Origin of the sequence: Limnospira fusiformis SAG 85.79, assembly GCF_012516315.1 — a bacterium.
Classification (GTDB): Bacteria; Cyanobacteriota; Cyanobacteriia; order Cyanobacteriales; family Microcoleaceae; genus Limnospira; species Limnospira fusiformis.
Genome location: NZ_CP051185.1, coordinates 161,843 through 186,955, shown reverse-complemented (window position 1 = coordinate 186,955; position 25,113 = coordinate 161,843). Strand labels below are relative to the sequence as shown.

Annotated in this window: 32 protein-coding genes and 7 pseudogenes; 14 read left to right on the top strand and 25 right to left on the bottom strand. The window is 43.2% G+C overall.

What is annotated here, in order from left to right:
- Nucleotides 1–2 precede the first annotated feature (2 nt).
- The 13 genes from HFV01_RS01025 to HFV01_RS00965 all read left to right on the top strand — a co-directional run bounded on the left by HFV01_RS01025 (nucleotide 3) and on the right by HFV01_RS00965 (nucleotide 8,390).
- Entirely contained in the window at nucleotides 3–878 is an 876-nt protein-coding gene (locus tag HFV01_RS01025; protein ID WP_006669624.1) for a hypothetical protein, read from the top strand.
- Nucleotides 875–1,456 carry a hypothetical protein gene (locus HFV01_RS01020; protein WP_108615147.1) on the top strand — a complete coding sequence of 194 codons (582 nt, stop codon included), beginning with the start codon at nucleotides 875–877 and terminating at the stop codon, nucleotides 1,454–1,456. The genes HFV01_RS01025 and HFV01_RS01020 overlap by 4 nt, the downstream gene beginning before the upstream one ends.
- Complete coding sequence (locus HFV01_RS01015; protein ID WP_006623228.1) at nucleotides 1,444–3,288, top strand: hypothetical protein; 1,845 nt, start codon at nucleotides 1,444–1,446, stop codon at nucleotides 3,286–3,288. Before HFV01_RS01020 ends, HFV01_RS01015 begins: the two co-directional genes overlap by 13 nt.
- Before the next feature lie 7 nt (nucleotides 3,289–3,295).
- Nucleotides 3,296–3,733 (top strand): hypothetical protein, encoded by a 438-nt coding sequence (locus HFV01_RS01010; protein ID WP_006623227.1) that lies wholly within the window; start codon nucleotides 3,296–3,298, stop codon nucleotides 3,731–3,733.
- 6 nt (nucleotides 3,734–3,739) lie between these two features.
- Nucleotides 3,740–4,714 (top strand): hypothetical protein, encoded by a 975-nt coding sequence (locus tag HFV01_RS01005; protein WP_187758715.1) that lies wholly within the window; start codon nucleotides 3,740–3,742, stop codon nucleotides 4,712–4,714.
- Between the two features lie 27 nt (nucleotides 4,715–4,741).
- Nucleotides 4,742–5,941, top strand: a complete 1,200-nt coding sequence (locus tag HFV01_RS01000; RefSeq protein WP_193520749.1) for a hypothetical protein — start codon at nucleotides 4,742–4,744, stop codon at nucleotides 5,939–5,941.
- 146 nt (nucleotides 5,942–6,087) lie between these two features.
- Nucleotides 6,088–6,456, top strand: a complete 369-nt coding sequence (locus HFV01_RS00995) for a hypothetical protein (RefSeq protein ID WP_193520748.1) — start codon at nucleotides 6,088–6,090, stop codon at nucleotides 6,454–6,456.
- 21 nt (nucleotides 6,457–6,477) lie between these two features.
- Entirely contained in the window at nucleotides 6,478–6,831 is a 354-nt protein-coding gene (locus HFV01_RS00990) for a hypothetical protein (RefSeq protein WP_193520747.1), read from the top strand.
- A 3-nt stretch (nucleotides 6,832–6,834) separates the two neighbouring features.
- Nucleotides 6,835–7,254 (top strand): hypothetical protein, encoded by a 420-nt coding sequence (locus tag HFV01_RS00985; RefSeq protein ID WP_006623223.1) that lies wholly within the window; start codon nucleotides 6,835–6,837, stop codon nucleotides 7,252–7,254.
- Nucleotides 7,255–7,315: 61 nt separating this feature from the next.
- Nucleotides 7,316–7,573, top strand: a complete 258-nt coding sequence (locus HFV01_RS00980; protein WP_315664422.1) for a hypothetical protein — start codon at nucleotides 7,316–7,318, stop codon at nucleotides 7,571–7,573.
- A 122-nt stretch (nucleotides 7,574–7,695) separates the two neighbouring features.
- The gene (locus HFV01_RS00975) at nucleotides 7,696–7,977 is read left to right on the top strand and encodes a hypothetical protein (protein ID WP_006669510.1); all 282 of its coding nucleotides are present in this window, start codon (nucleotides 7,696–7,698) and stop codon (nucleotides 7,975–7,977) included.
- The gene (locus HFV01_RS00970) at nucleotides 7,967–8,200 is read left to right on the top strand and encodes a hypothetical protein (protein ID WP_006623220.1); all 234 of its coding nucleotides are present in this window, start codon (nucleotides 7,967–7,969) and stop codon (nucleotides 8,198–8,200) included. Before HFV01_RS00975 ends, HFV01_RS00970 begins: the two co-directional genes overlap by 11 nt.
- Before the next feature lie 40 nt (nucleotides 8,201–8,240).
- A complete protein-coding gene (locus HFV01_RS00965) occupies nucleotides 8,241–8,390 on the top strand; it encodes a hypothetical protein (RefSeq protein WP_006623219.1) in 150 nt (49 codons plus the stop codon).
- Nucleotides 8,391–8,505: 115 nt separating this feature from the next.
- Here the strand turns inward: HFV01_RS00965 and HFV01_RS00960 are convergent, their stop codons facing one another.
- The 7 genes and pseudogenes from HFV01_RS00960 to HFV01_RS00935 form a co-directional block, all read right to left on the bottom strand.
- Nucleotides 8,506–9,030, bottom strand: a complete 525-nt coding sequence (locus tag HFV01_RS00960) for a ferric uptake regulation protein (RefSeq protein WP_174447168.1) — start codon at nucleotides 9,028–9,030, stop codon at nucleotides 8,506–8,508.
- 152 nt (nucleotides 9,031–9,182) lie between these two features.
- Nucleotides 9,183–10,406 carry an RNA polymerase sigma factor SigC gene (sigC, locus tag HFV01_RS00955; protein ID WP_006623217.1) on the bottom strand — a complete coding sequence of 408 codons (1,224 nt, stop codon included), beginning with the start codon at nucleotides 10,404–10,406 and terminating at the stop codon, nucleotides 9,183–9,185.
- A 612-nt stretch (nucleotides 10,407–11,018) separates the two neighbouring features.
- Nucleotides 11,019–11,153 (bottom strand): annotated as a pseudogene (locus tag HFV01_RS29995) (IS1 family transposase); the annotation flags it as partial.
- Nucleotides 11,135–11,439 (bottom strand): annotated as a pseudogene (locus HFV01_RS00950) (transposase); the annotation flags it as partial. The pseudogenes HFV01_RS00950 and HFV01_RS29995, both read right to left, overlap by 19 nt.
- Nucleotides 11,440–11,465: 26 nt before the next feature.
- Nucleotides 11,466–12,399 (bottom strand): annotated as a pseudogene (locus HFV01_RS00945) (IS630 family transposase).
- A gap of 64 nt (nucleotides 12,400–12,463) precedes the next feature.
- A pseudogene (locus HFV01_RS00940) lies at nucleotides 12,464–13,036 on the bottom strand (IS630 transposase-related protein); the annotation flags it as partial.
- A 249-nt stretch (nucleotides 13,037–13,285) separates the two neighbouring features.
- Nucleotides 13,286–13,966, bottom strand: a complete 681-nt coding sequence (locus HFV01_RS00935) for an IS1-like element ISArma2 family transposase (RefSeq protein ID WP_006669616.1) — start codon at nucleotides 13,964–13,966, stop codon at nucleotides 13,286–13,288.
- A 102-nt stretch (nucleotides 13,967–14,068) separates the two neighbouring features.
- Between HFV01_RS00935 and HFV01_RS00930 the strand changes: the two are divergent.
- Nucleotides 14,069–15,012, top strand: a pseudogene (locus tag HFV01_RS00930) (IS630 family transposase).
- Here HFV01_RS00930 and HFV01_RS00925 read toward each other — a convergent pair.
- The 18 genes and pseudogenes from HFV01_RS00925 to HFV01_RS00840 form a co-directional block, all read right to left on the bottom strand.
- Nucleotides 14,965–15,489: pseudogene (locus HFV01_RS00925) on the bottom strand (HNH endonuclease); the annotation flags it as partial. The pseudogenes HFV01_RS00930 and HFV01_RS00925 overlap by 48 nt on opposite strands.
- A gap of 72 nt (nucleotides 15,490–15,561) precedes the next feature.
- A pseudogene (locus HFV01_RS00920) lies at nucleotides 15,562–15,888 on the bottom strand (HNH endonuclease); the annotation flags it as partial.
- 855 nt (nucleotides 15,889–16,743) lie between these two features.
- Nucleotides 16,744–17,043 (bottom strand): restriction endonuclease subunit S domain-containing protein, encoded by a 300-nt coding sequence (locus HFV01_RS00915; protein ID WP_006623208.1) that lies wholly within the window; start codon nucleotides 17,041–17,043, stop codon nucleotides 16,744–16,746.
- 120 nt (nucleotides 17,044–17,163) lie between these two features.
- Entirely contained in the window at nucleotides 17,164–17,400 is a 237-nt protein-coding gene (locus tag HFV01_RS00910) for a type II toxin-antitoxin system HicB family antitoxin (RefSeq protein WP_006623207.1), read from the bottom strand.
- The gene (locus HFV01_RS00905) at nucleotides 17,400–17,564 is read right to left on the bottom strand and encodes a hypothetical protein (RefSeq protein ID WP_006623206.1); all 165 of its coding nucleotides are present in this window, start codon (nucleotides 17,562–17,564) and stop codon (nucleotides 17,400–17,402) included. Before HFV01_RS00905 ends, HFV01_RS00910 begins: the two co-directional genes overlap by 1 nt.
- Before the next feature lie 61 nt (nucleotides 17,565–17,625).
- Nucleotides 17,626–17,913, bottom strand: a complete 288-nt coding sequence (locus HFV01_RS00900; protein ID WP_006623205.1) for a PIN domain-containing protein — start codon at nucleotides 17,911–17,913, stop codon at nucleotides 17,626–17,628.
- The gene (locus HFV01_RS00895) at nucleotides 17,910–18,140 is read right to left on the bottom strand and encodes a UPF0175 family protein (protein ID WP_006623204.1); all 231 of its coding nucleotides are present in this window, start codon (nucleotides 18,138–18,140) and stop codon (nucleotides 17,910–17,912) included. Before HFV01_RS00895 ends, HFV01_RS00900 begins: the two co-directional genes overlap by 4 nt.
- A 101-nt stretch (nucleotides 18,141–18,241) precedes the next feature.
- The gene (locus tag HFV01_RS00890) at nucleotides 18,242–18,490 is read right to left on the bottom strand and encodes a hypothetical protein (RefSeq protein WP_006623203.1); all 249 of its coding nucleotides are present in this window, start codon (nucleotides 18,488–18,490) and stop codon (nucleotides 18,242–18,244) included.
- Nucleotides 18,491–18,608: 118 nt separating this feature from the next.
- Nucleotides 18,609–18,959 (bottom strand): HepT-like ribonuclease domain-containing protein, encoded by a 351-nt coding sequence (locus HFV01_RS00885; RefSeq protein ID WP_006623202.1) that lies wholly within the window; start codon nucleotides 18,957–18,959, stop codon nucleotides 18,609–18,611.
- Nucleotides 18,956–19,270 carry a nucleotidyltransferase family protein gene (locus HFV01_RS00880; protein WP_035759067.1) on the bottom strand — a complete coding sequence of 105 codons (315 nt, stop codon included), beginning with the start codon at nucleotides 19,268–19,270 and terminating at the stop codon, nucleotides 18,956–18,958. Before HFV01_RS00880 ends, HFV01_RS00885 begins: the two co-directional genes overlap by 4 nt.
- Nucleotides 19,260–19,901, bottom strand: a complete 642-nt coding sequence (locus HFV01_RS00875) for an HNH endonuclease (RefSeq protein WP_006623200.1) — start codon at nucleotides 19,899–19,901, stop codon at nucleotides 19,260–19,262. Before HFV01_RS00875 ends, HFV01_RS00880 begins: the two co-directional genes overlap by 11 nt.
- A gap of 5 nt (nucleotides 19,902–19,906) precedes the next feature.
- Nucleotides 19,907–20,185: a hypothetical protein gene (locus HFV01_RS00870; protein ID WP_006623199.1), complete on the bottom strand. Its 279-nt coding sequence runs from the start codon at nucleotides 20,183–20,185 to the stop codon at nucleotides 19,907–19,909.
- A gap of 23 nt (nucleotides 20,186–20,208) precedes the next feature.
- Nucleotides 20,209–20,478: a hypothetical protein gene (locus tag HFV01_RS00865; protein WP_006623198.1), complete on the bottom strand. Its 270-nt coding sequence runs from the start codon at nucleotides 20,476–20,478 to the stop codon at nucleotides 20,209–20,211.
- 77 nt (nucleotides 20,479–20,555) lie between these two features.
- On the bottom strand, nucleotides 20,556–20,696 hold the full coding sequence (locus HFV01_RS00860; RefSeq protein ID WP_230428126.1) for a type II toxin-antitoxin system PemK/MazF family toxin: 141 nt from the start codon (nucleotides 20,694–20,696) through the stop codon (nucleotides 20,556–20,558).
- Nucleotides 20,697–20,939: 243 nt separating this feature from the next.
- Nucleotides 20,940–23,348 (bottom strand): dynamin family protein, encoded by a 2,409-nt coding sequence (locus HFV01_RS00855; RefSeq protein WP_006623196.1) that lies wholly within the window; start codon nucleotides 23,346–23,348, stop codon nucleotides 20,940–20,942.
- A gap of 461 nt (nucleotides 23,349–23,809) precedes the next feature.
- Complete coding sequence (locus HFV01_RS00850) at nucleotides 23,810–24,043, bottom strand: hypothetical protein (protein WP_193520746.1); 234 nt, start codon at nucleotides 24,041–24,043, stop codon at nucleotides 23,810–23,812.
- Nucleotides 24,044–24,287: 244 nt separating this feature from the next.
- Nucleotides 24,288–24,698, bottom strand: coding sequence for a hypothetical protein (locus HFV01_RS00845; RefSeq protein WP_193520745.1), 411 nt, complete (start codon nucleotides 24,696–24,698; stop codon nucleotides 24,288–24,290).
- 6 nt (nucleotides 24,699–24,704) lie between these two features.
- Entirely contained in the window at nucleotides 24,705–25,109 is a 405-nt protein-coding gene (locus tag HFV01_RS00840) for a hypothetical protein (protein ID WP_193520744.1), read from the bottom strand.
- Between the last annotated feature and the right edge of the window lie 4 nt (nucleotides 25,110–25,113).

Below are 25,113 nucleotides of genomic sequence, written 5' to 3'. Positions count from 1 at the left end.
CTATGGCAGAAAATCGCTTATCAGAAACCGACACTTTTTCATTTGAAATTAATCAGAGTAATGTCAGTGATTATGCAAGCAATCCGTTAACACTGTGGAATATTTCTGATGCTATTACTGCCATTTCTGCCCATATTGACCCCAGGTGGCTATGGCGAGCTAATGCTTTTTTAGAAAGTCTCACTGCATCAGTTTGGTGTCCGAGTTTTACTCGTTCTCCTTATCCCGAATTTTACCCAGAGGATTCAGCGGCGGAAAGGGCAGCTAAATTAATGAAATTAGAGAGCAATCACCCTAAGTTTGGTTTGCAATTACTGAGAAGAAAAGGCTCGTTAAATCCTTGGGTTGAGGCAGCTTGTCCGGTTATCCAAAACCGAGGGCGGCGGTTTTATGTGCCTCTAATCAACCCTTATTTAACTGCCAATGAGGTAAAAATATTTGGAGTAGATGACCAGTTAGGTTTAAGTTTTAAGGATTACGGTAACGGTATATTAGGCGGCGGTTCAATAGGCAGTAATCGCGGCTATGACACCATTTATATAGAGGGTGAATATCGGGTCGAATTAGATTTGATACTGATGGCTAAACGCCCGGCTAATACCTTGATGAACACAATAATAGTCGGACCTAATCCTACATTAATCGCCCCCGCTAATCCCAACCGTGCTTATTTTGAAATTCAGAACCAGGGAGAAACTCAATTGCTTTGGGGGTTGGGTGCATCGGGAAATAATGCAACTACTCACCCATTCAGAATGCCACCCGGTCAGATTTATTATCCCGGTAATGTATCAGGATTTATTCCGACTGACGCGATATGGGGTAAAGTAGTAGAAGGTTCGACAACTGTTTTAATTATGGAGAGTTCTTACACATGATGATAGCTTTTTATGGATTAGATGACTTAGAAAATTATCCGGTAGATTTATCCTTAGAATCTGCGGTTAATCCTGTTCATCTATGGGATAAGCGGTTAGAGATTCTTATAGCTACAAATAAGGATGTGTTTAACCGCCATTTTTTGCTACCAGGTCGCCCCGCCAATGGATATTTGATTTATAGAGAATTAAAAGCATTGGCTCATGTTCCCCAAGAATATAAAACCATTGTTGATTTTCCTTCCCCAGAAGAGAGACAAAGAAGGCTCTCTCAAGCCCAAGACGAAAATTATCGATTTGTCCTTGAGCAATGGCTGGAAAGAATAGAGTATTTGTGCCATATCTTTCCATTTTTGGAAGTGTTGCCAATTGCAGCTTTTTTGTCTGATTCTGTTGGTCCCTATCGCCCCCTGTCTGTTCTCACGCTAAAACAACGGAAAACCATTAAACTTGTCTCCTTGGAACCCATAGAAACAATGGAACGGGAATGGGTTGTTGGCGGACGAAAATTGACCAAAGAGGGATGGCTGCAACTATTTCCTGAGTTGAGGCAGGAGTGCGAACAATGCGAGAAGTAGAGGAACGTAGCCGAAGGACAAGAGACATTGTAAGGAATCGCAACTATAGGCAAGCTATAGATGTCATAGAAAGAGAGGTTAAAAGACTAGAAGCCGACGACAAACCCAGAGCGCGAGTAAGATTTCCCCGTGACGATGGAGACATTGATATAGATGTGGGGGGGATAATTGAATTTGCCCAGGCAATGAAGCCAAAAATAAGCACAGAGGCTGAAGATTTACAGGATGGTAGAACTAGGAGAGGCATAAAAGCTGAGAAGATAGGCAGCACAGCCCGTGGATTTGTAGACCTTGATGAGGATGGCAACCCCAAAGGTTTTGGGGGAACAATCGACAGCATTAATGATGCTAATGTCTCGGTTTACTTTGGGGAATGTGAGCAAACCATGAGCGTAACCATGCTTGGCAAAACTGTCACTTTTGCTCGGAATGTTTGCGAGGATGATATAGAAGAACCATCGGAGACAGATGAAAATGAAACAAGTGATGATCAAGATAATAACAATCCTCCCAGCATTGACCCACCTAGTTTTCCGCCAGGTTATTCAGGACTATTAGCTGAGTTTTTTCTTGTTACTGGAAAACGGTATATATCAGGGTGGTGGGGTGATTTGTATTCGGGAATGTTAGATCGTCTTGATAATTCTGATGACGGGATAACCACTGGTGAATATATAGTCAGCACTTTAGAATTCCAATTCAACACAGATGTAAACTCTAGTATACAGAGCATAGGAATTTTTCCTCTCGGTCCGGGAGCGAGACATTTTCGGAATTTACATATTCAGGTGAATGGTACGCCCCCGTATCCGCCCAATATTTTTCGTCTAAAGTGGAATTTTAATCTTGGTAAAGGCGGAACGCCTGTTCGCCTGTTTGCATCAAAACAATGTTCTTCCGTTCCATCTTTGAGTCTCTCTGGTGGTTCCATAACACCGAGGGTAAACAGAATATGTCCTGCTCACTTTCCCATAGGTAGAGACCCAGAAACCAATCTTGAAATGGCAATACATTCGTATTATTGGTATACATCATGGCAGGTTGAATATACTCGATTACCGTATGAAGCCAACAATCATCAACCAGAGCTACCGCCAAGTTTACCAATATTAAGGGATGACATGAATAAAGAATGTTGTGACGATTTGATTAAAATGACTAGGGAAATCCATAAAGCCCTAGGGGTAAGGAAGTTGCTAGATAAGAGTTTCCAGATTCCGGCTAATATGATGATACCAGAGGGACGGGGAAATCACATAAACAAAGATTATTTGGAAATCATGTCTGACCTGTTCAAAACCATAGATAATTATGGTTTTGATGCTCCGGTTACCGTGACGGTTCAGGATACTAACAAAGCCCAAGAAGGCGACCAGTCTATTGAGTTAAAGTTTAATTCATTGGGGGCAATATTAAAGGCTCAGACTGAGCTTTTGATTGAGTTAAAAGGTGATAGCGCCAACCGGCTAAATATTCAGATTCGTTTAGCCTATATAATGACGAGAATGTATAGAACTTTGGCTAAGTTGTATTATCGAACGTCGGCGATTTTAGACGGGTTGGGAATTCCCATTATCTCGAAAGTGGTTACGTTGCCAATTGAGTTTAATGTGTTTGGTAAAAAACACTGGGGGGCTGGAAAGGGTTTTGGAAAGGATAACAAGAAAGGTCAGGAGCCTAAACTTGATTTGAATGATGAAGACACGACGGAAGCCATGCTGCCAGATTTGTTGGAGATTCACGACTATGAAATAGAGGTTGATGAGTTTAGGGCTAAAAGTAATGACCTCTATGAGGTTTTAATAGGGATAGCGGCAAAATTAAGGTCATAGTTTTATCATGAGTAAAAGAAGAGCGCCAAGGGGTTCGGGTAATTCCCAGCCGGATTCGGGTGGTGGGAAAAAACCGCCATCGGCAGGACAGGAAAAGGCTAAGTTGAAAAATGACACTAAGAGCAGAGTTGAAGAAGCGATCGCTGTGTTAGATTTCCGGCTGCATCTGGAATATTTAAATGTAGCATCAGCAGTTGGGGGCGGCGACTTTGAAGAGTTTAAACGTTCTTGGTTGATGAATTACTATAACGCCATGACAGCATCTGGGTTTAAGGATAAACCCAAGACAGCCCCCAGTCGGGAACAGCAGCCCCGCCTCATCAAAACTAATGACGAGTTAATGGAGATTCGTGATATTAAATCTGACAACTTGTCTACTGGAAAATCGCCAAGCCAACGCCGCCGAGAAAGATTGTTGCCCAACAATGACCACGAAATAGGTTAATAAATTATGTCTAATGTTGTAGGTGTAGACCTGAAAGAACTAACTTCAACCGCTGTAGCTGGCAAGGAAATCGCAGCACAATGGTTTAATGCTTTTTCATCTCAACTGTATAAAGAGGTTCAGATTTTAAAATCTTTTGATTTTAAGAAATGGGCCGGAAGTCTTAAAGGTGGTGCCTTAGCTATTGGAGAAAACATCAAAAAAGGCAACTGGGGATTTTTCAAAGATTGGCTATTAGAAGCCCCTATGATTCCTAAAGTAGCAGGGCTTCTAGCGGGTGGTGTAATTGCCGGGACTGTGCTGCTTGTTGGTGGAAAAGCTGTAGGGCTTGTTGGTGCGGGTGTGGGGAGTTTAGTAGCAGCCCACCCGGCTTTTGTAGGCGGTTTTTTGGGGGTAACAGTGCCTACACTAATGGGCAAATTAACCCAAGGAGTTTCTCAAGCGTATAATTTTGATTGGGCAGCATCTGACAAAAAAATGATGGATGATTTAAAACAAGCAGCTAACGCTTTATATGTTCCCTTGGGAGAGACAGTCGGAAAATCTCTGGCTGCTTTAGTTGCAGGCAAGGTAGGAAGCACGGCGACAACAACTCTAAGAATTAGAGAAGGCGCGATCGCCGCCATGTGTATGATTAACCCAACCATTAAGGATACTTTGGTAGAAGCCTTGTCGTCGCTTAGATATGCGGTTCAAGAGGTTGCTAAAAAAGCACTGTTTGTCATAACTTATATTAACACCAGGAAAGTAGCAGCTAAGTTGTTAGATAAGGAGGAGACTTGGGGGAAAGAAGGACAGTCGCCTTTTATCGTTTCTGAAAAGGTAGAGGAAACCTGGTCTAAGATTAAAGCAGATGAATATTTTGACTGGGTAAATGAACAACAGTGGGAGGGTATGGAATCATTAGCCTCTACTTTCTTTGAAACATTAGGGGATTTACTAACAGACCAGGGAACTTATGAGGAGTGGATTCCTGTGTAAATTAATCGGCTGAGAGAGGGAGTATTTATGGCAAATGTTGGAAGGCTAACCCAACAAACTTATATCATGATGGCTCGCCAAAGGCGCATCACGAAACTCTCGGATAAGCGCCCGGAACGAGTCCGAATAGAATTGCAACCCAACTGGGATGTTTACCAACTGCAGCCTGACAGAAAAAACCCAGATTACAAGCTGCTGATGGCGGGTTCCGAGTCAGCTTTGGCATTGCAGTTGTCTCAGCTCGGATGGATGGAGAAGATGATCGATCATCTCCTCAATGCCAGCGACTTGAAATTTGACGACTGGTTTGATGCTTGGGCGGCGGGTTATCCAGAGCTGCGTTATAGATCCAACCCAAAACTCCCCAATTTAAGCACCAACTATCCGGCGCGCAATCTAAGAAACAGCGACGGAGATACCATCCCCAGATGGAGAGGAGACGCGAGTTCTCGCCCGGCTTATATTGAGTGGCATCCTTCCGACAGAAAAACATCTAAGGAGGTTGGGCTTCACCGAACAATAGAATATTTTCCAGATCGCTCCGAAAACAAATCAGTTGTCTTGACCGGGAACGATAAGGAACTAATTAGGCAAATCCTGCAAATCCACTACGAGGGCAGCGGCAGTAGCGAAAAATCCGATAGCACAGTCTCAACGGGTATCAGTTACCGGGGCGCTCCTAAAGTTGTGCTGTACTTTTTGGAAAGAATTGAGGATGTGGAGAAAGGCTACCGACAACTGGAAGCGAGAGTCGGTTTCCGTTTGGTGGGAAAAACGGAAAATCCAAACGGAGTCGGGGACTTGCTGACGAAAGCCAATATCAGAAGTTTGGCACAAAGAATTTTCCAGAACTTTCTACAGCCCCAGCAGTTCCGGTTCCGCAAAGGAAGGGAATCGGTTAGTTATCGGGACAAATCCTCCGGGTTAGAATCGTTTGTTTTTGCGACCAGCACGGCGGAAGGTGTCAATCTCTACCAGCGCATCTGCCAGGTGATGCAGATCGAGTTTGACAACTCCAAAGTATTTACATCGACCAACCAAAATCCAGCCCAAGCGTTCCCTATCACATCTCCAGAAGTGACGATATTGGGTAACAAAATCAAACCGCCGCGCCGCCGTCCGGTCGGGTACGTCTACTTTAGGGAAGCAAAATTGTTTTTAGAGATGCTCAATGAGCCTATCCTGCTCTGTGACTACAACGGTCATCTATATAGAAATCCCGATTAGAAGACAACCCCAACACTTTTTTTAGACCAAACAAAACTCCTTGCATATCCGGAAACCCTATAGGTTTCCGTATATGTTCCACCTCCTAAAAATGTCTGCTATGAATGAAGTAGTAAGCAGTTTTGAAGCAACAAGGCGGGTATTGGATGCCAAGTTTAGCAGATACGAAAATTTATAGTTGGAATGCGCCCACCCCAGGCGGAACGGGAACCATGACAGTAGCGGCTCGGCTTTCTAATAGATACGATGGCATTGCTGAGGATTTGGGAATGACAGCCCACACAGACGCTAGTCAAGTCACCGCGCAAATGGTAAAGGCAAATCAAGCAGTCAAAGAGGGTCTCTTAATGAAAATGCGGATTAACTATCGGAAAGGTAACAAATATTTTGGGGCTGATATTTATGTACCCACAAACAAAGTTTCTGATGCAATTCAGAAACTACATGGCAAAGCCTGGGATGGCACTGGGCGAATTACTTCCTGCCGCGATCGCGTAAGGGCTGATTTTCGTTAATAGAGAAAGGACAAAATATTAATGGCTAGAACACAACTCTGTCAGGCAATGGATGGTACTAAAGTTAGAGTCTTTAGAGCCAGTGCGGTAATGTATACAGCCGGAACTAAAGATGTTTTAGGCGTATCCCCAGTAGAAGAAACCAACGCTAATGATCCAGTGTATGACACCGGGGAATTAATGCGAACTGGTTTGTTAGTAAGGCTTGCCGTTCAGTGCAACAACGGCACTACCAAACCGCCAATTACTTATAGACTTTTTTGCACAAAGGAAAAAATAAACGAGGCTTTGACGTATTACAATAGTAACGGTAGGACTCTAAATGGTAAGAGCGTCATGAACGCTGGTTTTGAACGCCGCCTAGTTATCAAATAAGGCATGGATTTTACCGACGCTTATGGTGCATGGAAACTGATAGCTTCAAGCTATCAGCCTACCCAAGAATGGATAATTCACAACCCCCCAATTACTGAACACTCATTATTGAGGTTTAAATTTTCAACTGATTGGGGGCGTTGGAAAAATCCCTATGATGGCTATAGGTCAATGCTGCTTATCAGAGGGCATTATCGTGATGATTCTGGGGGTTTTGGCTGGGTAACAGGACAAAGGGCTGTATACGTTACAGAAGAACCACAACTGATTAATTATCCGCCCATAGAAGAATTTACAGATAATTCCTGGACAATTAGAAAGCTAGGAGTCCGCCGCCGGTTTTTCAAAAACGCAACATGGATCGAAAATCATCCTACAATGGATCTAAAGTTTAACGTAATAATTGAGGCTTTTGTAGCTTAACATGAACATCTCTATCAGTCAATTAATCAACCATCTCCCAGATGGTTCAACCTGAAAAACCTTGCTGGGGTCATTAGGTTCTGAAGCTGAAAACGTAGATGCTACCGTAGAACTTTACGAGTTTGTTGAGGCTTTTTACCAGGCACAAGTCGAACACAACCAACTACCTGATGTTCAACGATTAAACGTAGTTTCTGCTCAGACATTGTTCAATATAGTGTTACAACCGGATGGCTCTGTGACAAGACAGATAGATAGACAATTGTCATTCTACCAAAAATTTGAGAATTCAGGAATTATTAGTAGACCACAATTCTAATTTGCCAACGGTCTAAATTTTTCGGGTGATTGGGAGTCTATCCGAATTACCCGAAAACGAAGTACCAGCAATTTTTTCAAAACTTAATTTTAGTTTTTGAAAGTACAGGAGTTTCTAACTTTATGCATCTAGAAATTGAAAAAATTGCTTTAATTATTGGTTGGCTTATTTCTTTTTCGGGAGGTATTTGGTATCTTTCAGCAAAACATACTGAACTCCAAATTAATGTCAAAAAAAATCAAGAAGATATCGATAGATTAAGAAGTTCAGTCAGAAGCGAATGTCGAGGGGACAAACAACTGGTCTGGCTTACTTTAAAACATATTGAAAGATATTTAGCCAAAACCACTGACTATAATGAATTAATCTTAAAAAAAGACAAAACAAACAACGATGAATTCTAATACATTACCTGAGATAGTCAAGCTAGGAACTGATGGAATTACAGTTTTTTTAGTCTGGCAGTTGATGAAACAAAACCAGAAACTAATTACTGAAGTTAACTCCAGAGACAACGAACTAATGAACCTGATATACACAATCCTAAATCAGTCCAGACAGAATCCCACCAGGTTAAGCGATCGCACTAGCCGGATTAACTGTCCCAGGGGAGAAAGCAAGGAGTAAGTTATCAGACTGACCCAATGGAAGGTAGCCTACTGGGAAAATGGACAAAACAAGTACAAATTCCCAGTTAGGACAAAAAAGCGATCGCATTAAGTCCCTTGACACCAATCTGGACTTCTACAACTCCAAGGCAAAGGTAAACGCTTCTTCCCATACCTCGCCGGGTCTGCAACGCCAAGCACAAAAATAACAAGGGAGCTTTTAGACCCCGTATCTGTATATATTTGAGGAACCGCATCAACCCGCTGGCGATCGCCCTAGGGATAGACAGCGGTTCCTGGGACTACCACGCCGCCAAGTGAAACTCAATCAGGGTTAAGGTACTCACCGGAAGTTTCTGCGATCGCCTGAGAACAAGACCAATTACTAGAAACCAATGAAGGCCAGCCCATGCGTAAAGCCTCATGACAAACAGTATGAACTGTCAATTGGCAATCTAGCAAATGCAACCCAGATTTCTCCGCCTGCTTCAAACCGATTTTGGAAATCGACTCATTCTGAAATTCTATGGTTTTGTTACACTGTACACAGACAAGATGGTGATGATGGTGTGGGTAAGGCTGATTTATTTCATAATGCTTGTGGCCCTCTGCCAGTTCCAACTCTCGCAAAATTCCCATCCGCGCCATTAACTTGAGTGTGCGGTAAATCGTAGACAAACTAATCGTCTCCCCACGACCTTTTAACAAATCATAGAGATCCTCAGCACTGAGATGATTTCCTTTTGGCAAATTTTGAAAAACATGGAGGATAGTTTCCCGCTGAGGAGTCAGTCGCCACCCTTTGTTATTCAGTTCCGATTTAAACGAAGTCGCGGTATATAACACCATCATTAAACTATCAATAAAACCTTAATACTGACAATGATACACAAGATTTTGAGATTCTGTCAAAAAAACTAGCTTATTGATAATCAATTCTGATAAACCCAACCCTAGGGGCGAGTGTTATCTCCCATAACCCCGCCACCAAGGCTCAAAAACTAATCCAGAGAATCCAGATAATCCCGCACTCGGTTACGACGCTTAGGCTGGCGCAGTTTTTGCAGAGCCTTAGCCTCGATTTGGCGAACCCGTTCCCGCGACAGATCCAGAGCACGACCAATTTCCGCTAGGGAGTAAGGATGACCATCACCCAAACCATAACGCATTTGAATGACAGCCCGCTCCTTACCACTGAGATCAGCTAGGAGGTTCTGTAGTTCTCGATAAAGAGATTCCCGCATCAACAGTTCTTCCGGGGTGCTTTCTTCTGTTTCTAGCAAATCTCCTAGTTCTGTATCTTTGTCCGTTCCCACTTTGGTTTCTAAGGAAACTGAACGGGGAACCCGCAGCAGCACTTCCCGAATTTGATCCGGGGTCATCTTTAATTCAGTGGCGATATCATCAATGGTAGCCGTGCGACTTTTTTCTTGGGAAATCTTGCGCTGGGCTTTCTTAATTTTATTGAGTTTCTCGGTAATATGCACCGGAAGCCTGATAGTCCGGCTTTGAGTGGCGATCGCCCGGGTAATTCCTTGGCGAATCCACCAGTAAGAGTAAGTGCTAAAGCGGTAGCCACGGGTAGGATCAAACTTTTCTACGGCTCGTTCTAATCCTAGGGTTCCCTCTTGGATTAAGTCTAATAGTTCTAAACCACGGTTTTGATATTTTTTAGCAACTGATACCACCAGGCGCAAATTAGCTTTGATCATGTGATCTTTAGCCTGTAGGCCTTCCCGCTGGACTTGTTTTAGTTCTTCTACACTCAGGTTAGCTAGTTCCGCCCAACAGCGCTTACCCTCTGCCATAATCTGCTTGAGTTGAGCTACATTAACCCCCCCAGCCGCAGCCCAACGCTCTAAGGATGGACGATGGCTTAATTTAGCACAGAGGCGATCGCGTACTTTCAGGAGATTAACATAGGTCTGGAGTACCCCCCCCTTGGTTTCCGCCTCCGTGTCCCGCAATTCCACCAGTTGTACATAACGCTGAACTTTTTGGGCTTCTGAGACTTCCTCATCTTTTCCCAGTAAGCGAACCCGACCAATTTCTTGGAGGTACAGACGCACTAAGTCCGTAGTGCGCCTACTGCTTTGAGCCTCAGAGAGGTCAACATCACTGAAGTCAAGGCGGATGAGTTCATCTGTTGGTAGTTCCATATCCTTGTCCTTAGTTGGGAAAGTTTGGGTGGACTCTTTATCTGGGGAAGCTTTGGTGGCTGACATGATCGTGTTCTCAGTTGCTTTTGGTTAAACACAAATTGCTCTCACAGAGCCTAGGATTCAGTATTCCCAGGATGTTAAGGTTGGCGATCGCACTAGCTAATTCTTGATTCAGGTTAAGACCGCTCTTGAGTCTTTCAGTTCCCAATGTTGCCGATCAGCAATCTGAGTCATGAATTATTGGTGAGGGATACCTGAATTAGTCGGTATATCAATAATCAGGGTTACTTTTTCAGGTCTGTTACCTAGTATATGGAAACTCCCTCATTAAAGAAGTGACCCCTATCAGTTAACAAGCTAATCTTCATCACCTGTAATGGGGGTTCCCGATCACTTTTGAAGAATCTATGAGTTTCGTAATAAAAGTTTACAATGCCCGCCTGAACAAGCAGCGATGTCAGACTTAGCCACACTGATTTGAGATTTTCTTGCCCAAAATTGTAGCAGGCTTTTTTGGAGAATTTAATTCAGTCTAACACAGTTAAGTTAAACAAATTCCCAAGCTGATCTTAAATCTCAAAAGAGGACTCCCGTTAAGCCGAGCGGCTTAACGGCGAGATGAATTTTGACCAGTAACCAAACTCCGGAAGCGAATCCTTTTGTAGGGTGGTAGTGCTAAAGAGGTAATGATGCGTTGTAGTGATGGATAAAATACCAAATGCCACCAATGTGATTCTGCAAACACTTGGAAAAGGACAAGGTCTTGGGTACTAAGCGAGACACTGGTTGTCTCAAGGTATTGTTAAACCTTTTGATGTATAGCACCTTATTCGCCAGACCTCAATACAATGGCGAATGCGGGCTTTCAACCACGACCAACATTTCTCTATCTTGTTGAGGTCTGGCGAATAAGGCGGAAGATAGAGTAAACGGCATTGAGCTGCCTCCACCAGTTCAGCAATCCGCCCCCTTTATGAAACGTTGCATTGTCCAATACTAGAGTCTGACCTGGCTTCAATGTTGGAATTAAGATAAACTCCAACCACAACTCAAACACTGTCCAATTACAACAACCCTCAAAGGTAAAGGGAGCTACAGCCTTTATCTCAATCATTAAGCACATTAACAACACTTGGTAAACCAGTTATTCAAACACTGTAAATCCACAAGGCTTACCGCCACTTCTACCAATCTCACTAATAATTCCATGGTCTCCGTCCTGAACTTGCACACTACACTTTTGAGCTGTGACCACATCATCTCTATCGGGTTAAACTCAGGGGAATACACCGGCAGATATTCTACCCTGGCTCCTACTGACTCTATCATTTCTTTGACTTCTTCTCGATGATGATAATTTCAGTTATCCATTACCACTACATCTCCTTTTTTTAATTTTGGCAATAAATCTAACTTGATGAATTGGAGAAAATCCTCTTTTTTCATTGACCCTTATAATGTTTGAGTCGCCACCACTCCGGAGAGCTTAATTGCACCAATTATTGTCATTTTTTGACCTCGATAGGATTTCCGCAGTTCATAGACTTTTTTCCCTTTCGTCGCTCTGGCTAACGGTCTGCTCATCCCTACCCATAACCCACTTTCATCAATAAACACAAGCTTTTCAGGAGCCACATCTCTAATTCTTTACCAATAATCTACTCGCGCTTTCTGTACTTATTCTGTTACTACTTTTTCGCTCCTGTATGTTTTTTTTGAGACTTATATCGTGCTGCTTTAAAAATCTATCTATCATGGTCGTACTGACATTTATGCCCAGCTTGTCTCTGAGCTTATCACTATATTGCCATAAGGTCAGGTCGGGGTGGGCTTCTACAATATCTATCACGGCTTCCTCATGCTTAGATCAAATGCTTTTCTTTTTAGTGCCACACTTACGAGGAGATAAGTCTCCCGTTAATCGATACTGTTTGACCAGTCGCCTTACCGTGTCTGGACTCACCAAAAAGCGTTGCGCTACTTTTCGGATAGAAGTGTCTCCTTTTTCATAGGCTTCTACTATCTTTTTCCGAAAATCTAAAGAGTAACGGCTCATGGTAGTTGGTTGTGATAACTTATACAATAGCCATACATTATACCGTACTTTGTGTTTTGTGTAAAGGCTGTAAGAGTTGTTGATAACACCATGCCGCCATATAGCTCACCCTGCCCTGCCTCTTCCCTGATTTGAGGGCATGGAAGCGTTGTCCTTCCTCGCAGTAACCATAAGGATAATCCGAGTCTTGACTATTCATGCCAGCTTCATCGAGGTAAACCAACCCTTCCGGCTCCATCTGTTCAATCTGAGCAATAAACTCCTCTCGCTGTTGCTCATCACGTTCTTGGTAGCCGTAAGTTTTTTTTCTGGTGAAGCCAATTTTCTTCAAGGCTCTGGATATGGTGCGAGGAGAGATGTCGTCATCCCAAAGTTGAGCCATCTGAGCGGAGGTTTGATCGCCATGCTCTTGGGCAAAAGCCTTGAATTTGTGCCAGTCGGTAATTTGGTGGCCATGACCAGGTGGGCGATTAGGTTTAGGGAGGAAGTCGCCGGTGTGTTCTTTTCTTTGCAGCCAGAGATTGATGGTGTTCCTGCTGACATGGAAAACTTGACTGGCTTCGGTTTTGGGTATACCGTCTAGTTCAATTGCATTAATAACTTTTTGTCTAAGGTCGTAACTGTAGGGGGCTGGCATTTTGGGTCTTCTGTAGATATCCGTGCCATTATACGTCCTAACTGTTCTGTCTTTTGCTATACAAGTTGGGCAGGCAGGCATGGAAATTGAACCCGAGTCGGTTTAGTAGGGGTCGAGAGAGATGTCACCATCTCCCCCTCCCATACAGAACCGTGCTTGAGACTTTCACCTCACACGGCTCCTAATCTGATTGCTCCATTGTTAGGGATACAGCGTTGGAATTATCGGGTATTGCACAGTGAGGAATGATTAAGAGAACGGAGGAAGTTGTCCATGCTTCAAATAATAGATAAGTAAGCGAATTGATTTGTACAACATCTCAGTGGACTTGGAATCACACAAAGTTTTGCGATGTAGCCTGGCTAAATAGTGCCTCAGACGGCAGTTTTCTCCTTCTACTCTTGTCATAGCCGTTTTGCTGACTAGATGATTGCAATCCTCAATTAAGCAAGGATAAACTTTGTATCCGTCCGTAATATATAGAAAACCAGCCCAGCCCTGAATCATTTGCCATAATGTGGTAAAAGTCAGCAATGAGCGGTCGCCTATGACAAACTTCAGAATGCCAGGCAGTTTGGTATTCACAACTGTCCAGACCCAGATGGTTTTTTTTGAACCCACAAAAGTCTGAAGCTCATCAATTTGAGCTATTTCAGGAATTTCATAGTTTTCCTCATCAATGTGGGTTTCTGCAACTCTAACCCAGTTAAGTATTGTGTTGTGAGAAATACCAGTGACTCTCTCAATGGCTCGAAATCCCATGCCATTGAGGGAAATTTTCACACAAAGCTCTTTGACATCAGAACTGTAACCTCCAGGACAGGGATTTTCTCGAAATTGGCGACCACATTCACGGCACAGGTAACTCTGTTTTCCCTGACGATGACCATTTTTGACTACTTTATGGCTTTGGCAATAAGGACAATCCATCTTGATTTATTTGAGAATATCATTTTCTATTACAGCCTTTACACAAAACACACAGTACAGTATAATGTATGGCTATTGTATAAGTTATCACAACCAACTACCATGAGCCGTTACTCTTTAGATTTTCGGAAAAAGATAGTAGAAGCCTATGAAAAAGGAGACACCTCTATCCGAAAAGTAGCGCAACGCTTTTTGGTGAGTCCAGACACGGTAAGGCGACTGGTCAAACAGTATCGATTAACGGGAGACTTATCTCCTCGTAAGTGTGGCACTAAAAAGAAAAGCATTTTATCTAAGCATGAGGAAGCCGTGATAGATATTGTAGAAGCCCACCCCGACCTGACCTTATGGCAATATAGTGATAAGCTCAGAGAAAAGCTGGGCATAAATGTCAGTACGACCATGATAGATAGATTTTTAAAGCAGCACGATATAAGTCTCAAAAAAAAACATACAGGAGCGAAAAAGTAGTAACAGAAGAAGTACAGAAAGCGCGAGTAGATTATTGGTAAATAATTAGAGATGTGGCTCCTGAAAAGCTTGTGTTTATTGATGAAAGTGGGTTATGGGTAGGGATGAGCAGACCGTTAGCCAGAGCTACGAAAGGGAAAAAAGTCTATGAACTGTGGAAATCCTATCGAGGTCAAAAAATGACAATAATTGGTGCAATTAAGCTCTCCGGAGTGGTGGCGACTCAAACATTATAAGGGTCAATGAAAAAAGAGGATTTTCTCCAATTCATCAAGTTAGATTTATTGCCAAAATTAAAAAAAGGAGATGTAGTGGTAATGGATAACTGAAATTCTCATCATCGAGAAGAAGTCAAAGAAATGATAGAGTCAGTAGGAGCCAGGGTAGAATATCTGCCGGTGTATTCCCCTGAGTTTAACCCGATAGAGATGATGTGGTCACAGCTCAAAAGTGTAGTGTGCAAGTTCAGGACGGAGACCATGGAATTATTAGTGAGATTAGTAGAAGTGGCGGTAAGCCTTGTGGATTTACAGTGTTTGAATAACTGGTTTACCAAGTGTTGTTACTGTGCTTAATGATTGAGACAAAGGCTGTATGCAACACCAATTATCGAGTGCCGTCTTATCATCGTGGCAATGGCGGTGTAGTAACTGAAGATTTTTGTATTCATCCTTTCCACCGTGGCTTCGAGGTACAACATGGTCTACTTCAGTTATGTCTGATGGGGTAAAGTATTGCCCACACCAAGAGCACCTGCCTTTTTGCTTTTTGAGTAGTTTTGCTACCCTATTAGGCGTTCCAATTGCTTGTCCTTTTCTGGTTGCCCAGTAAGTCCAGTTTCCGTCATAAAGTGTTGCTTCCGGGCGTATTAGGGTGTGTCTGACAATCGGAGTCCAGTCATGTTTCCATAACGTGTATCCATCCTTGGTCTGGAATAACCAAGTTTCATGTCTTTCTTTCCCATTACTGAGTTTGACCGTTCCCGGTCTAAAATATTTCCTCAGTTTATCGTGATTTGCCTTTCTGCATCTTGATACTGTCCATGCCATTAGGGGTCGAGAATGGAGTCGCCTCCATTCCCTCCCATTCAAAACCGTGCTTGAGACTTTCACCTCACACGGCTCCTAGTCTGACTGTTCCATTGTTATGGATACAGCTTTAGCCTTGTCTAGGGCTGTCTTGTCATCGCGGGTGTGGTGGTGTAGTAATTGAAGATTATTGTATACATCCTTTCCGCCTAGGCATCGAGGTACAATATGGTGAACCTCAATTACGTCTGATGGTGTAAAGTATTGTCCACACCATTTACACTTACCTTTCTGTTTCTTGAGTAGTTTTGCTATCCTTGTTGGTGTTCCAATTGCTTGTCCTTTTCTGGTTGCCCAGTATGTCCAGTTTCCGTCGTATGGTGTTGCGTCCGGTCTCTCTAGGGTATGTCTGACTATTGGTGTCCGTGCGAGACGTTTAGGAGTGAAATAGGGCTGCAATGCCTGAAATAACTTCCTAGTGGGACTTTCACCCCTTGGTGAAATATAAGGGACTCGTACCCTGACCATCCCATAACTGTTTATATGTCCCAACGCTTGGAGAAATCTAAGCAAGGCAGGGAACTCAAGGTCAATCCCATTTTAAGAAATCGCAATATACCATCCAAGTATACCTAGGAGGAGTATTAAACCCACTTGGGGCGATTATGGGATAGAGTAACGGCGATAGCCACCCCCAATTTGAGGATTCACACTCCTAGGGTTGAAGCGGGGAACGGAAGGCGTAATAGGGGAACCTACCTCTCACTCGACCACTGCCAACCATCCATGACTAAGGAAATCTGAATGTTCCGACTTGAACCATCGTCAATAGTAAGTAGCGAAATAGGTTGATACGCTGCACTCAAAAGAGTAAGGAGAAAAGTAGGAGTCTGAGCACGCTACCTACACAGACCTTTTTAAGTAACCCGGTGGATAGGACAAGTCTAAAGATGGAATGCCCGTATAAACGGAACGTTTAAACCCCTTTTAGGCTCTCAGTAGTGTTGTGTCTATTGAGTAGTCAAAAGTGTAAGCGTATACCTTTAAGGGGAAAGGATGTGACTGAAAGCTAATGCCTAACTGTAATGGTTAGGATATGCCCACTAGTCACGGTGTGGATATAGAGACTGCGGTAAGTAGGAGTCCTACGGCGAAAGCGAGTTTAAAGACTACGTATGTCATATAGCTCTGAAAGTTGAAGTCATAAAGCGGGGGGTTGTAGTCCCGTTCCTACTGACAATAGGGTATTCACATTAGGAGCCGTGTGATGTGAAAGTATCAAGCACGGTTTGGAATTGGAGTTGGCGAAGGTGACTTCCCTTTCGACCATAACATTACATAGGTTCTTTGATATGCGTTAAATTTGCCATTGTAGTGCTTTACAGAAAATATCCCATTTGCATTGTTGCATGCTAGTAAAACAGCATCACCATCAAAGCTATATTCATTAATAGAACGGGTGACAGGTGAACAAGTGAAGTAAGGATATATTCCTCCATCCACCGCAGCATTTGAGTCAAGACGACCCGTTTGTATAACAGCAATTTTTCCCAAAGGTTCGATATTCCACTCACTCATCGATCGCCTCCTTGAATCAATCAGAAAATACACTTACAGCCAGAGAACCCGCCACCTTAGACCCGCCAGCTAAGGGATCCTAGGGTCAAGATATAGACTTTGTGCTTTCCACTCATTCAGCTAATCCATTCCCCCAGCAACTTGTAACACCTGCGGCTCTGGTAGATCCTTTCCCTCTGTCCTGTAGCTTTCGAGTAACAACTCCAAGACCTCCTGGGCGTTAGTCAGTGCCTCCTCGTAGGTGTCCCCGTGGGTAAAATAGCGCTGTATTGGCGTGGCAAACTCCGGCAGTTCCACCAGATAACAATTATCTTCTTCAGACCAGATGATATTGATGCGATATTTAGATGGGATCATTAACCTTGCTCCTTATCTTTAAGTATTTGGAGTGCCGCACCCGCTTTTCTAAGCATAGCCTTTAACTCCCCAATCTTTTTAGGCATCGTTTGCACAGCGTCGGCATTGCCGCTCGCCACCTTTAATAAATCATAAAATACACTTACAGCGAGAGAACCCGCCACCCTAGACCCGCCACCCCAGCGATCCTAGCGTCAAAATACAGATTTTGTGCTTTTCATTCACTCAGCGATCGCCCCCTCCACCAACTTCTCCTGAATCAGTGCTGTTAACCGTTCCAGTCATCGACTCATCATCACCCGCCAACTTCAACGCTTGGGCTTTCAGAGCTTCGCTCACATAAAACCCAACCGATTCTAAAGAGTCAATCACCCCCTTAACCGAATCAATCATTCCCCTGTTCTTCGCTATAATTAAAATTCCCATAGTTCCTGTGATTTTCACCCCCAAGCGTTGAGCCACTTTCCGAGCTTGCAGATCATCCACAATCAATCGACCCAGATTTTGACTCATGACAATAAGTCAACCTCTGCGGCTAAATCATCAGGAGAATAGGCCAAGACAGGCACATGATAATGTCCCAAAATCTCCATAAATGCTCGTTGGGAATAACCCGCCACCTTTGCCGCTTGTCCAATCGAAAGCCTGCCCACCTCATAAAGCTTGATTGCCAGTAGTAGTTTCACTTCATCTGGCGAAAATTCAAACGCTAGTTCGAGCTTTAGTTCTTGCATAAACATGGTTTCATCCTCTGTATATTAATTTAAAACATTCCCAGAGCCGCTAAAATATCCGCCTCATCTCAATCATCATAATCTGCCATAATTTCTGAATGCGTCTTTCATTCTCGCTCCCAGTCATTGCGTAAATTCTCAATCCGTTTTGCCACTTCCAAAGGGTCAGCTACAGGACGGTTTGCCAATCGAGGTGATTGTAACAATGCCAGAATTTTGGCTCCGTTCCCTGCCCCATTGGTAGGTAGAGGGGCAAGCACCGTCACGATCGCCCTTGTCGCCACCTCAACTCGCAAAGGCTCCAAAGTGCGAATCGTTCCGTCTGGTTGAATAATGGCTTCTACTGCTTTTAACATGATTAACCCTCCACCAATAAACTAAATGCAAACATTCCCAAATCTGCAACAATATCTACCTCCTCTAAATCATGAGCCATCCTAGCGTCAAAATACAGATTTTGTGCTTTTAATTCACTCAGTGATCGCCCCCTTCACCAACTTCTGACAATATTTGAATAACCTGAACTTTCAGCCTCGGTAAATCATTAACAACAATTGACCAAACCAAATTCAAAGACAAGCGTAAATACTCATGAACAATAATATTTCTGAATGCAATAATTTGTACCCAAGGAACTTGTGGATACAGAGCAGTTAACTCATGCGGTATATCATTGGCTGCTTCTCCAATAATTTGTAAATGATGAACAATCCAAACTTGAACTAATTCTTGATCCTCAAAAGCACTCCTCCCTTGGCTTACATATCGCTCGATCGCCTCAATAGCATCTAAAATATCCTGTAAGCGCTCCTCTGGTTTTCTCATAAAGCGATCGCCTCACTTAAAACTCGATCCTTAATGCGGGCTTTCAGCATATCCACCGTAGCCACATCCACCTTACGCTGGAGTAAATTCTCCAAATCGAGCAATAAACCCGCAGGAAACCAAGGGGTAATTTTTTCTAGGTCGTAGTCAATCAAGAAATCAATATCACTATCCTCATCAGCCTCACCTCGCGCCACAGAGCCAAAAATCCTTACATTCTTTGCTCCGTGTTTTTGAGCAATAGCGAGAATGTCCTCACGTTTTTGTCGTAGTAAATTAAGATTGGGTTTTTCTTTTAGGTCACTGATCATTCGCCCCTCCGCCAACTTCTGTAATTTCATTTAACGCCATCTCCAACTGCGCCACACTGGGCAAAACCGCCCGCAACTCCTGCGGTAACTCCTGCTGATACCGGGCAAGAAGGGGAGTAATCACCTTTGCGCCCCAGCCCTCCTGAGCCTGCCGTGCTAAAATTTCCCGCCCAATTTGCCAATACAACAAAACCAACTCTCTATCGTCCAAGGGTGGGTGTCGCCCAATTTCGTAATCGGCGGCTCGAATAGCCAGGATGCGTTCCCGATTAAGGGCTAGTGCTGCCACCGTTGCTCGTCCAGTGGGAGTAATGCCCATAATCCTTAGACAATCGTCAGACCAGCGAAAATGATCCAGCCACCGATCCTGTCTGGGATGAAACAAAGCGACCTTTTGCTCCGATTCTGGATCAATAGCCTCTTGATAGCGTCCTTTCCGACGATTGCAGTGAAAACAGGCCAGAGCCAAATTATTAAGATCGCTAGACCCCCTTTCTGCTAAAGGAATAATGTGATCGATGGTAAATTGTACATATTGCCACTGTTCCGAAGCATGACAATATTCACAAAGTCCTTTGGCGCGTTGCCTAACCGTTGCTTGTATCTGTTCAGAAATCCAGGGACGATCCATTTTATTTAACCTTGGGAATTAGGCGCAACTGCCAAATTCCGAATCGTGCGATTGACAAAACTTAAATAATCATCAATTTCCTCATAGGCATCTAACTCCTGTTCTTCTAACTCAGTTAAGGCTTCAAGTTGCTGTTTTTCCAACAACATGACAATCCGATTCTGCACGGTTGCCGATGCCCGAAAAATTGGGACACCGGATTCCAACTCAATTCGCACCGCCCCATCTAGGGGTAACGAATCAGGGAGATGATGGAGGGGAGGGAGGGAAGGATGAACTAGCATCAGGGTAAAAGGTTTGGTTTTTCTTATTTTAATTCACTCTGGGCAAACAATCCCCGGATCAAGGTTTCCATCTGCTCCGACTGAAAGGGTAAATTCCGATATACATCAAACCCGGAAAAGGCATTTTTATCCGCTTCCCACACATTCACCCGACAAAAGGCGATACGGCTACCGCCACGCTCCGCGATCGCTCCTTCAACTCTCGCCGACTTCAGCCAGTTTTCCAGAATTAAAGCTACATCAAGGAAGATACCGAATTGGGTTTTGGCGACCTTCGGCTGTAAAAATAACAACTACCTTTTCACCTGGCTTGAGCAAGTCACGGGCTTTCACAAATCACTCCTACAATATCAATAATGGCAAGGTGTGATCAAACTGTACCCTGAAACTGGCAGGAAATTCCCGTCGGGTAGGCTTTCCCTTTTGTCGTCATTGGTGCAATAATCACCGTGGCAATATAAAGGTTCATTTCATCCGGTGAGATCATCACACAGGGTCGTTTTTTCTGAATTTCACTGCCAATTGTGGGGTCAAGATTAACCCAAAAAACATCGAAATGCGATCGCTACGACTCCCATTCGCTTTGTTCCCAATCGGTACTGTTTATATGTGAGACTCACTTTTAATTTCACATTGTGAATCGTACAAGGTCACCATTTATGGGAATTCCATTCACTAAGTTGAGCAGTGCTTTATCGCTAACTATAGGAACTCAACGCTCTAGTTTTTTGAGTTCCTCGAGATGGTTTGCTCCTCACTGTCTTAGGAGTAATGAATTGGCAGACTCAGCATAAGTTCTACACTTTTTTATTTGTGCAGTTGCCTCTGGGACAATTGAGTTCAACCCACTGATAAGCGTTTTCTTCTCCTCAGCAGCAAGTTGCTGATCTTCCTGAGCCTGCTTTAAGCTATCCCTGTAGTTACTTAAATAGGCATCCAAAGAGGCAAAAAATTGATCAACCCGCTGTTGGAAATCATCATCAAGATACTTATTCAAACTTTCTTCAAGAGCAGTAATACTCGCTTCCATTGAATAATTGATTTCAGGAATCAACTCATTTAGTGAAACCGTATAATAATCTACATTCTTGTCAGGACGCTTTCGTTTTTCTGTAAGATCGATTGGTATTATCCAAAGCCAATGCCACCACACTCTTTTGTTAACTGTTACTTCTTCATATCCCTGACCTATGGTTTTGGTTTGGCTTCTAATGGGAGGTCTATTAACAGATATATGGTCAGATGTATCTACAACAGGAGGGGGTAGAGAAAGGGTGATATCAAAAGATTTATTAAGACGGGTACGTGCTCTTTCAATAATGGGGTTTGTTTCTTGTTCCAAAAAACTCATTAATTTTGAACGTGCTTTCTCAACCTCGCGAATCGTTTCCTCTCGAACGGCGACCAGAAGACTCTCTGCTCGTTGCTTGGCATAAGCAACGGCTCCATTGGCAAATTCCTCTGCTTCATCATCACTCTTAAATTCCAAGATTCCAGAACTCTTCAATTCTACGGCGTTTTTCAGTCTTTGGGAAATCCATTTAGGAAATAGTTCAAAGCTACCCAGCGGAGTCGTAAAAATTTTTCTTGCTTCTATGTCTAGCCTTTGGATTAAATTAGCTTGCTCATAGTCTTCTTTGGCAAAGTAATCTTCAAGACTTATGGCTGCTGTTTCCTTTAATTTCCCAAGTAAGTCTTCAAGATTTTTTTGAAGATGATTCTTGATATTATCAACTTCTTTAAGTCGCTTACGACTCAGTTCAAGATGTTCAAGATCTTGCTCCAACGCTGCCACTTCTAACCTGAGTTTCTCTTCGTCTTTAGCAATGGCACTACTTCTTAGTATAACGTCATCTCTCAATTCTTCTAAACGTTGACGGCTAAGATTAAGTGCAGATTTGATACATCTGGGAGCAGCACTTTCCATGAGAACATTGATGGCGTTCTCCAAGAAGGGCTCAAAACCGGACTTCTTCCATAATCTCTGAGCCTTTTTTTGCAATTGTTCCAATGAACAATCTTCAAGTTCCTCTTCCCAATCAATCCCAAAAACTTGCTCTGCTAAAGCTCTTGCAGTTTTCATCTCCTCTTTTTTAATATTAGGGTGATGTTGCATTTCCGAAAGGAAACTCGCCGCACAAAAAGCCCATCTGGCGGCTACCTCAAACACCCTTCCTGCATCACTTGATTCACCCAATCCCAAATCAGCAATGACAAACTGCTTCACCTTCTCAGATGTCATCGGATCTTTTTCAGTTCTTTGATCAACCTTATTGACAAGAACATATAAATTCTCTTTCCCTAACAATCGAACAACCGGTTCAACTTGGCGCTTAATTTCCTCTGCTGCTTTGTTATTTAACTGTGTAAAGTCAAGGACAATTAGAACCATTGAACTTCGGCGTAATTGCTCTGCTACAACCGCAGACAATCTCAGGTTTTCTCCGGCTTCATTAGGTCCGGGAGTATCAACAATAACGAGATTTCCTAAGAATTTAGATTGACCAGCATCTGTGGCTTTCCAGAAAGGAGTATAGATGCAGGGAACGTCAAAATATTCTTGATTTAATGGATCTATCAACGGCTCAAGAACTGTACAAACGCGAACGATGTCATTCAAATCCGTTAATGTTTGTTTGATGCCTTCTAACCCCCCTATCTCAGACTGAATCGAGAAGCCATCTTGAATTTTCGGAATCAGTGAAGTTAAATGGGGATACTTTGCCATTTTGGTAACTGCCTGATTTAGACCGTTTGTTTGAATTTTCTGCTGTAGAGTTGAAAGAGTCCTCTTTAAACATGAAATAGTATTTGGCTTCAGCTCTAAAACTGGCTGTGCTTGATCAGAACGAAGAATAATTTCCGTGGGTAACGTAGTCATGGCTGATGCCCGACTAGGTAATATATCTTGTCCAACAATCGCGTTGATAATCGTAGACTTCCCCGCCTTCATAGGAGCAACGATCGCCATGACTAACTCAAGATCTTCTACATTCTTTTTGGCATCTACAACTTCTTTTTGAAACCCGGCATACTTCTTACCTGAAGGGTCAGAAATCAACAGATTACTGGCACGATACATTAACTCTTCGATTTTCTTAAGTAGACTTATTACGTCTTGTTGCAAGTCCTCAAGATTTGGTTGTAGAAAATCTGTACTCATGATGGGTTATTAGAATCAATTGACTTAACTAGAGAAATATAGTTTGTATGATCACCATATCTTTAGGCATTTGGGTTAATTCATCCTTGCTCAAGATCTTGTGTAACTCTCTGCCAACTGGTCTAACTTAACCTGGCTGCAAAACCGACAGCATTTAGCCACGACTCCACCGAGGGCTGGCGACATAACCATTATTAATTAGGCGGCGATTAGCAGCCTAACATACCTAAGACTTTAGGAAGCTGAACCCTCCATAACTAAGCTGTGCTGGGATTTTAGCACATAAATATCGAGGTGTCAAAAATTTCTAGATCTAGCATACACAAAACTTCATTACTCGCCCAATTCCTTAAATGGCAAGGGGTTCAGCCTTTTTTAAAGGTGGATGTTATACAGAATCAAGGGGATATGCACCTTAGCCTCAAAAAGCTACAAGCCTTTACTACCAGGAGTTACTGTTTTTAATCACTCTGGGCAAACAATCCCCGGATCAAGGTTTCCATCTGCTCCGACTGAAAGGGTAAATTCCGATATACATCAAACCCGGAAAAGGCATTTTTATCCGGTTCCCACACATTCACCCGACAAAAGGCGATACGGCTACCGCCACGCTCCGCGATCGCTCCTTCAACTCTCGCCGACTTCAGCCATTGTTCCAGATAATCTACTAGGGTCGGTTGGGTAAATTGTGCCAAGTCAACCCAAGCCCGAATATCCCATTGGCGATCGTCTGTAACCGTGTGGTTTTTCCTGACCTCGGTTCACCAATAACGGCAATCGGTCGCCCCTGACTTTGGGGACTTTTCCCCTGCTGCAAAACTTGATTAAAAAACTCATCCTGGGCGATCGGTGTAACGGTGAAGTTGTGCGGCGGCAGTTAACCTTGAACTCTCGCAGATGATCTCTGTACCGTCCGCACCAACCTAGTGTTAGCTTGCGTCATCGCATGAGTTTAGATCCTGCAAGGGCAGCCTCAACTTTTTTTTGAACTTCTTCATACTCCTTCAAAATGCCAGCTTCCATGCTGATATCAGCAGCTTCTATGCGGGATTTGAGAGTTTTAGCCCGTTCTTTAAGTGATAAATTCTTTAAGAAATCAACCTTAATTACATTTGACTCACCCTCTAACCAAGAAAGCACTTGCTGAAGCTTCTCACAAGTCGTTGAGCGAGTTCTTGGATTGGCAAGCTTGATTTTGACAGCCGAAATCACATCTGAGGCTTCATAAAGTCGAAGACCTCTTTTTGCTCTTGAAAAGGATAAGTCTTTAACAATTTGCCTGACCATATAATCAGACAAACCGCGTCCCCTCAAATCTGACTGGGTAATAATGCGAGGTATGTTGTTCATAAAGTGTTACTGCCCCATTGCTAGAGGTAGACTTCTGAGAAGTTCTTCCATCTTTGCTATATTTCTAGCCTGCTCTGCAATGGTCTGGTCCTGCTCTGCAATGGTCTGGTTTTGTGTATCAATTAATTGATTTTTCCTCTCTATTTGTTCATCGAATTCATTTTTCATCCTTGCTTGAGTTGATGAAGATTCATAAAGTAGATCTTCCAAGTCCTTAATACGCCTCTGATAGGTAGCCTCTTGTTTCTCCACATCCTTCAGCTTTGGAACCGACCATTCTGCATAGGCAAGAAGAACATCGTACTTGGATCTAATTTTTCTACCAGTATCCCTTATTGCACGATATAAGGAAGCCTGAGAACGGCTAATTTCCTGAGATACCTCTCTTATCCACTGCACTTTACTAGACATACTG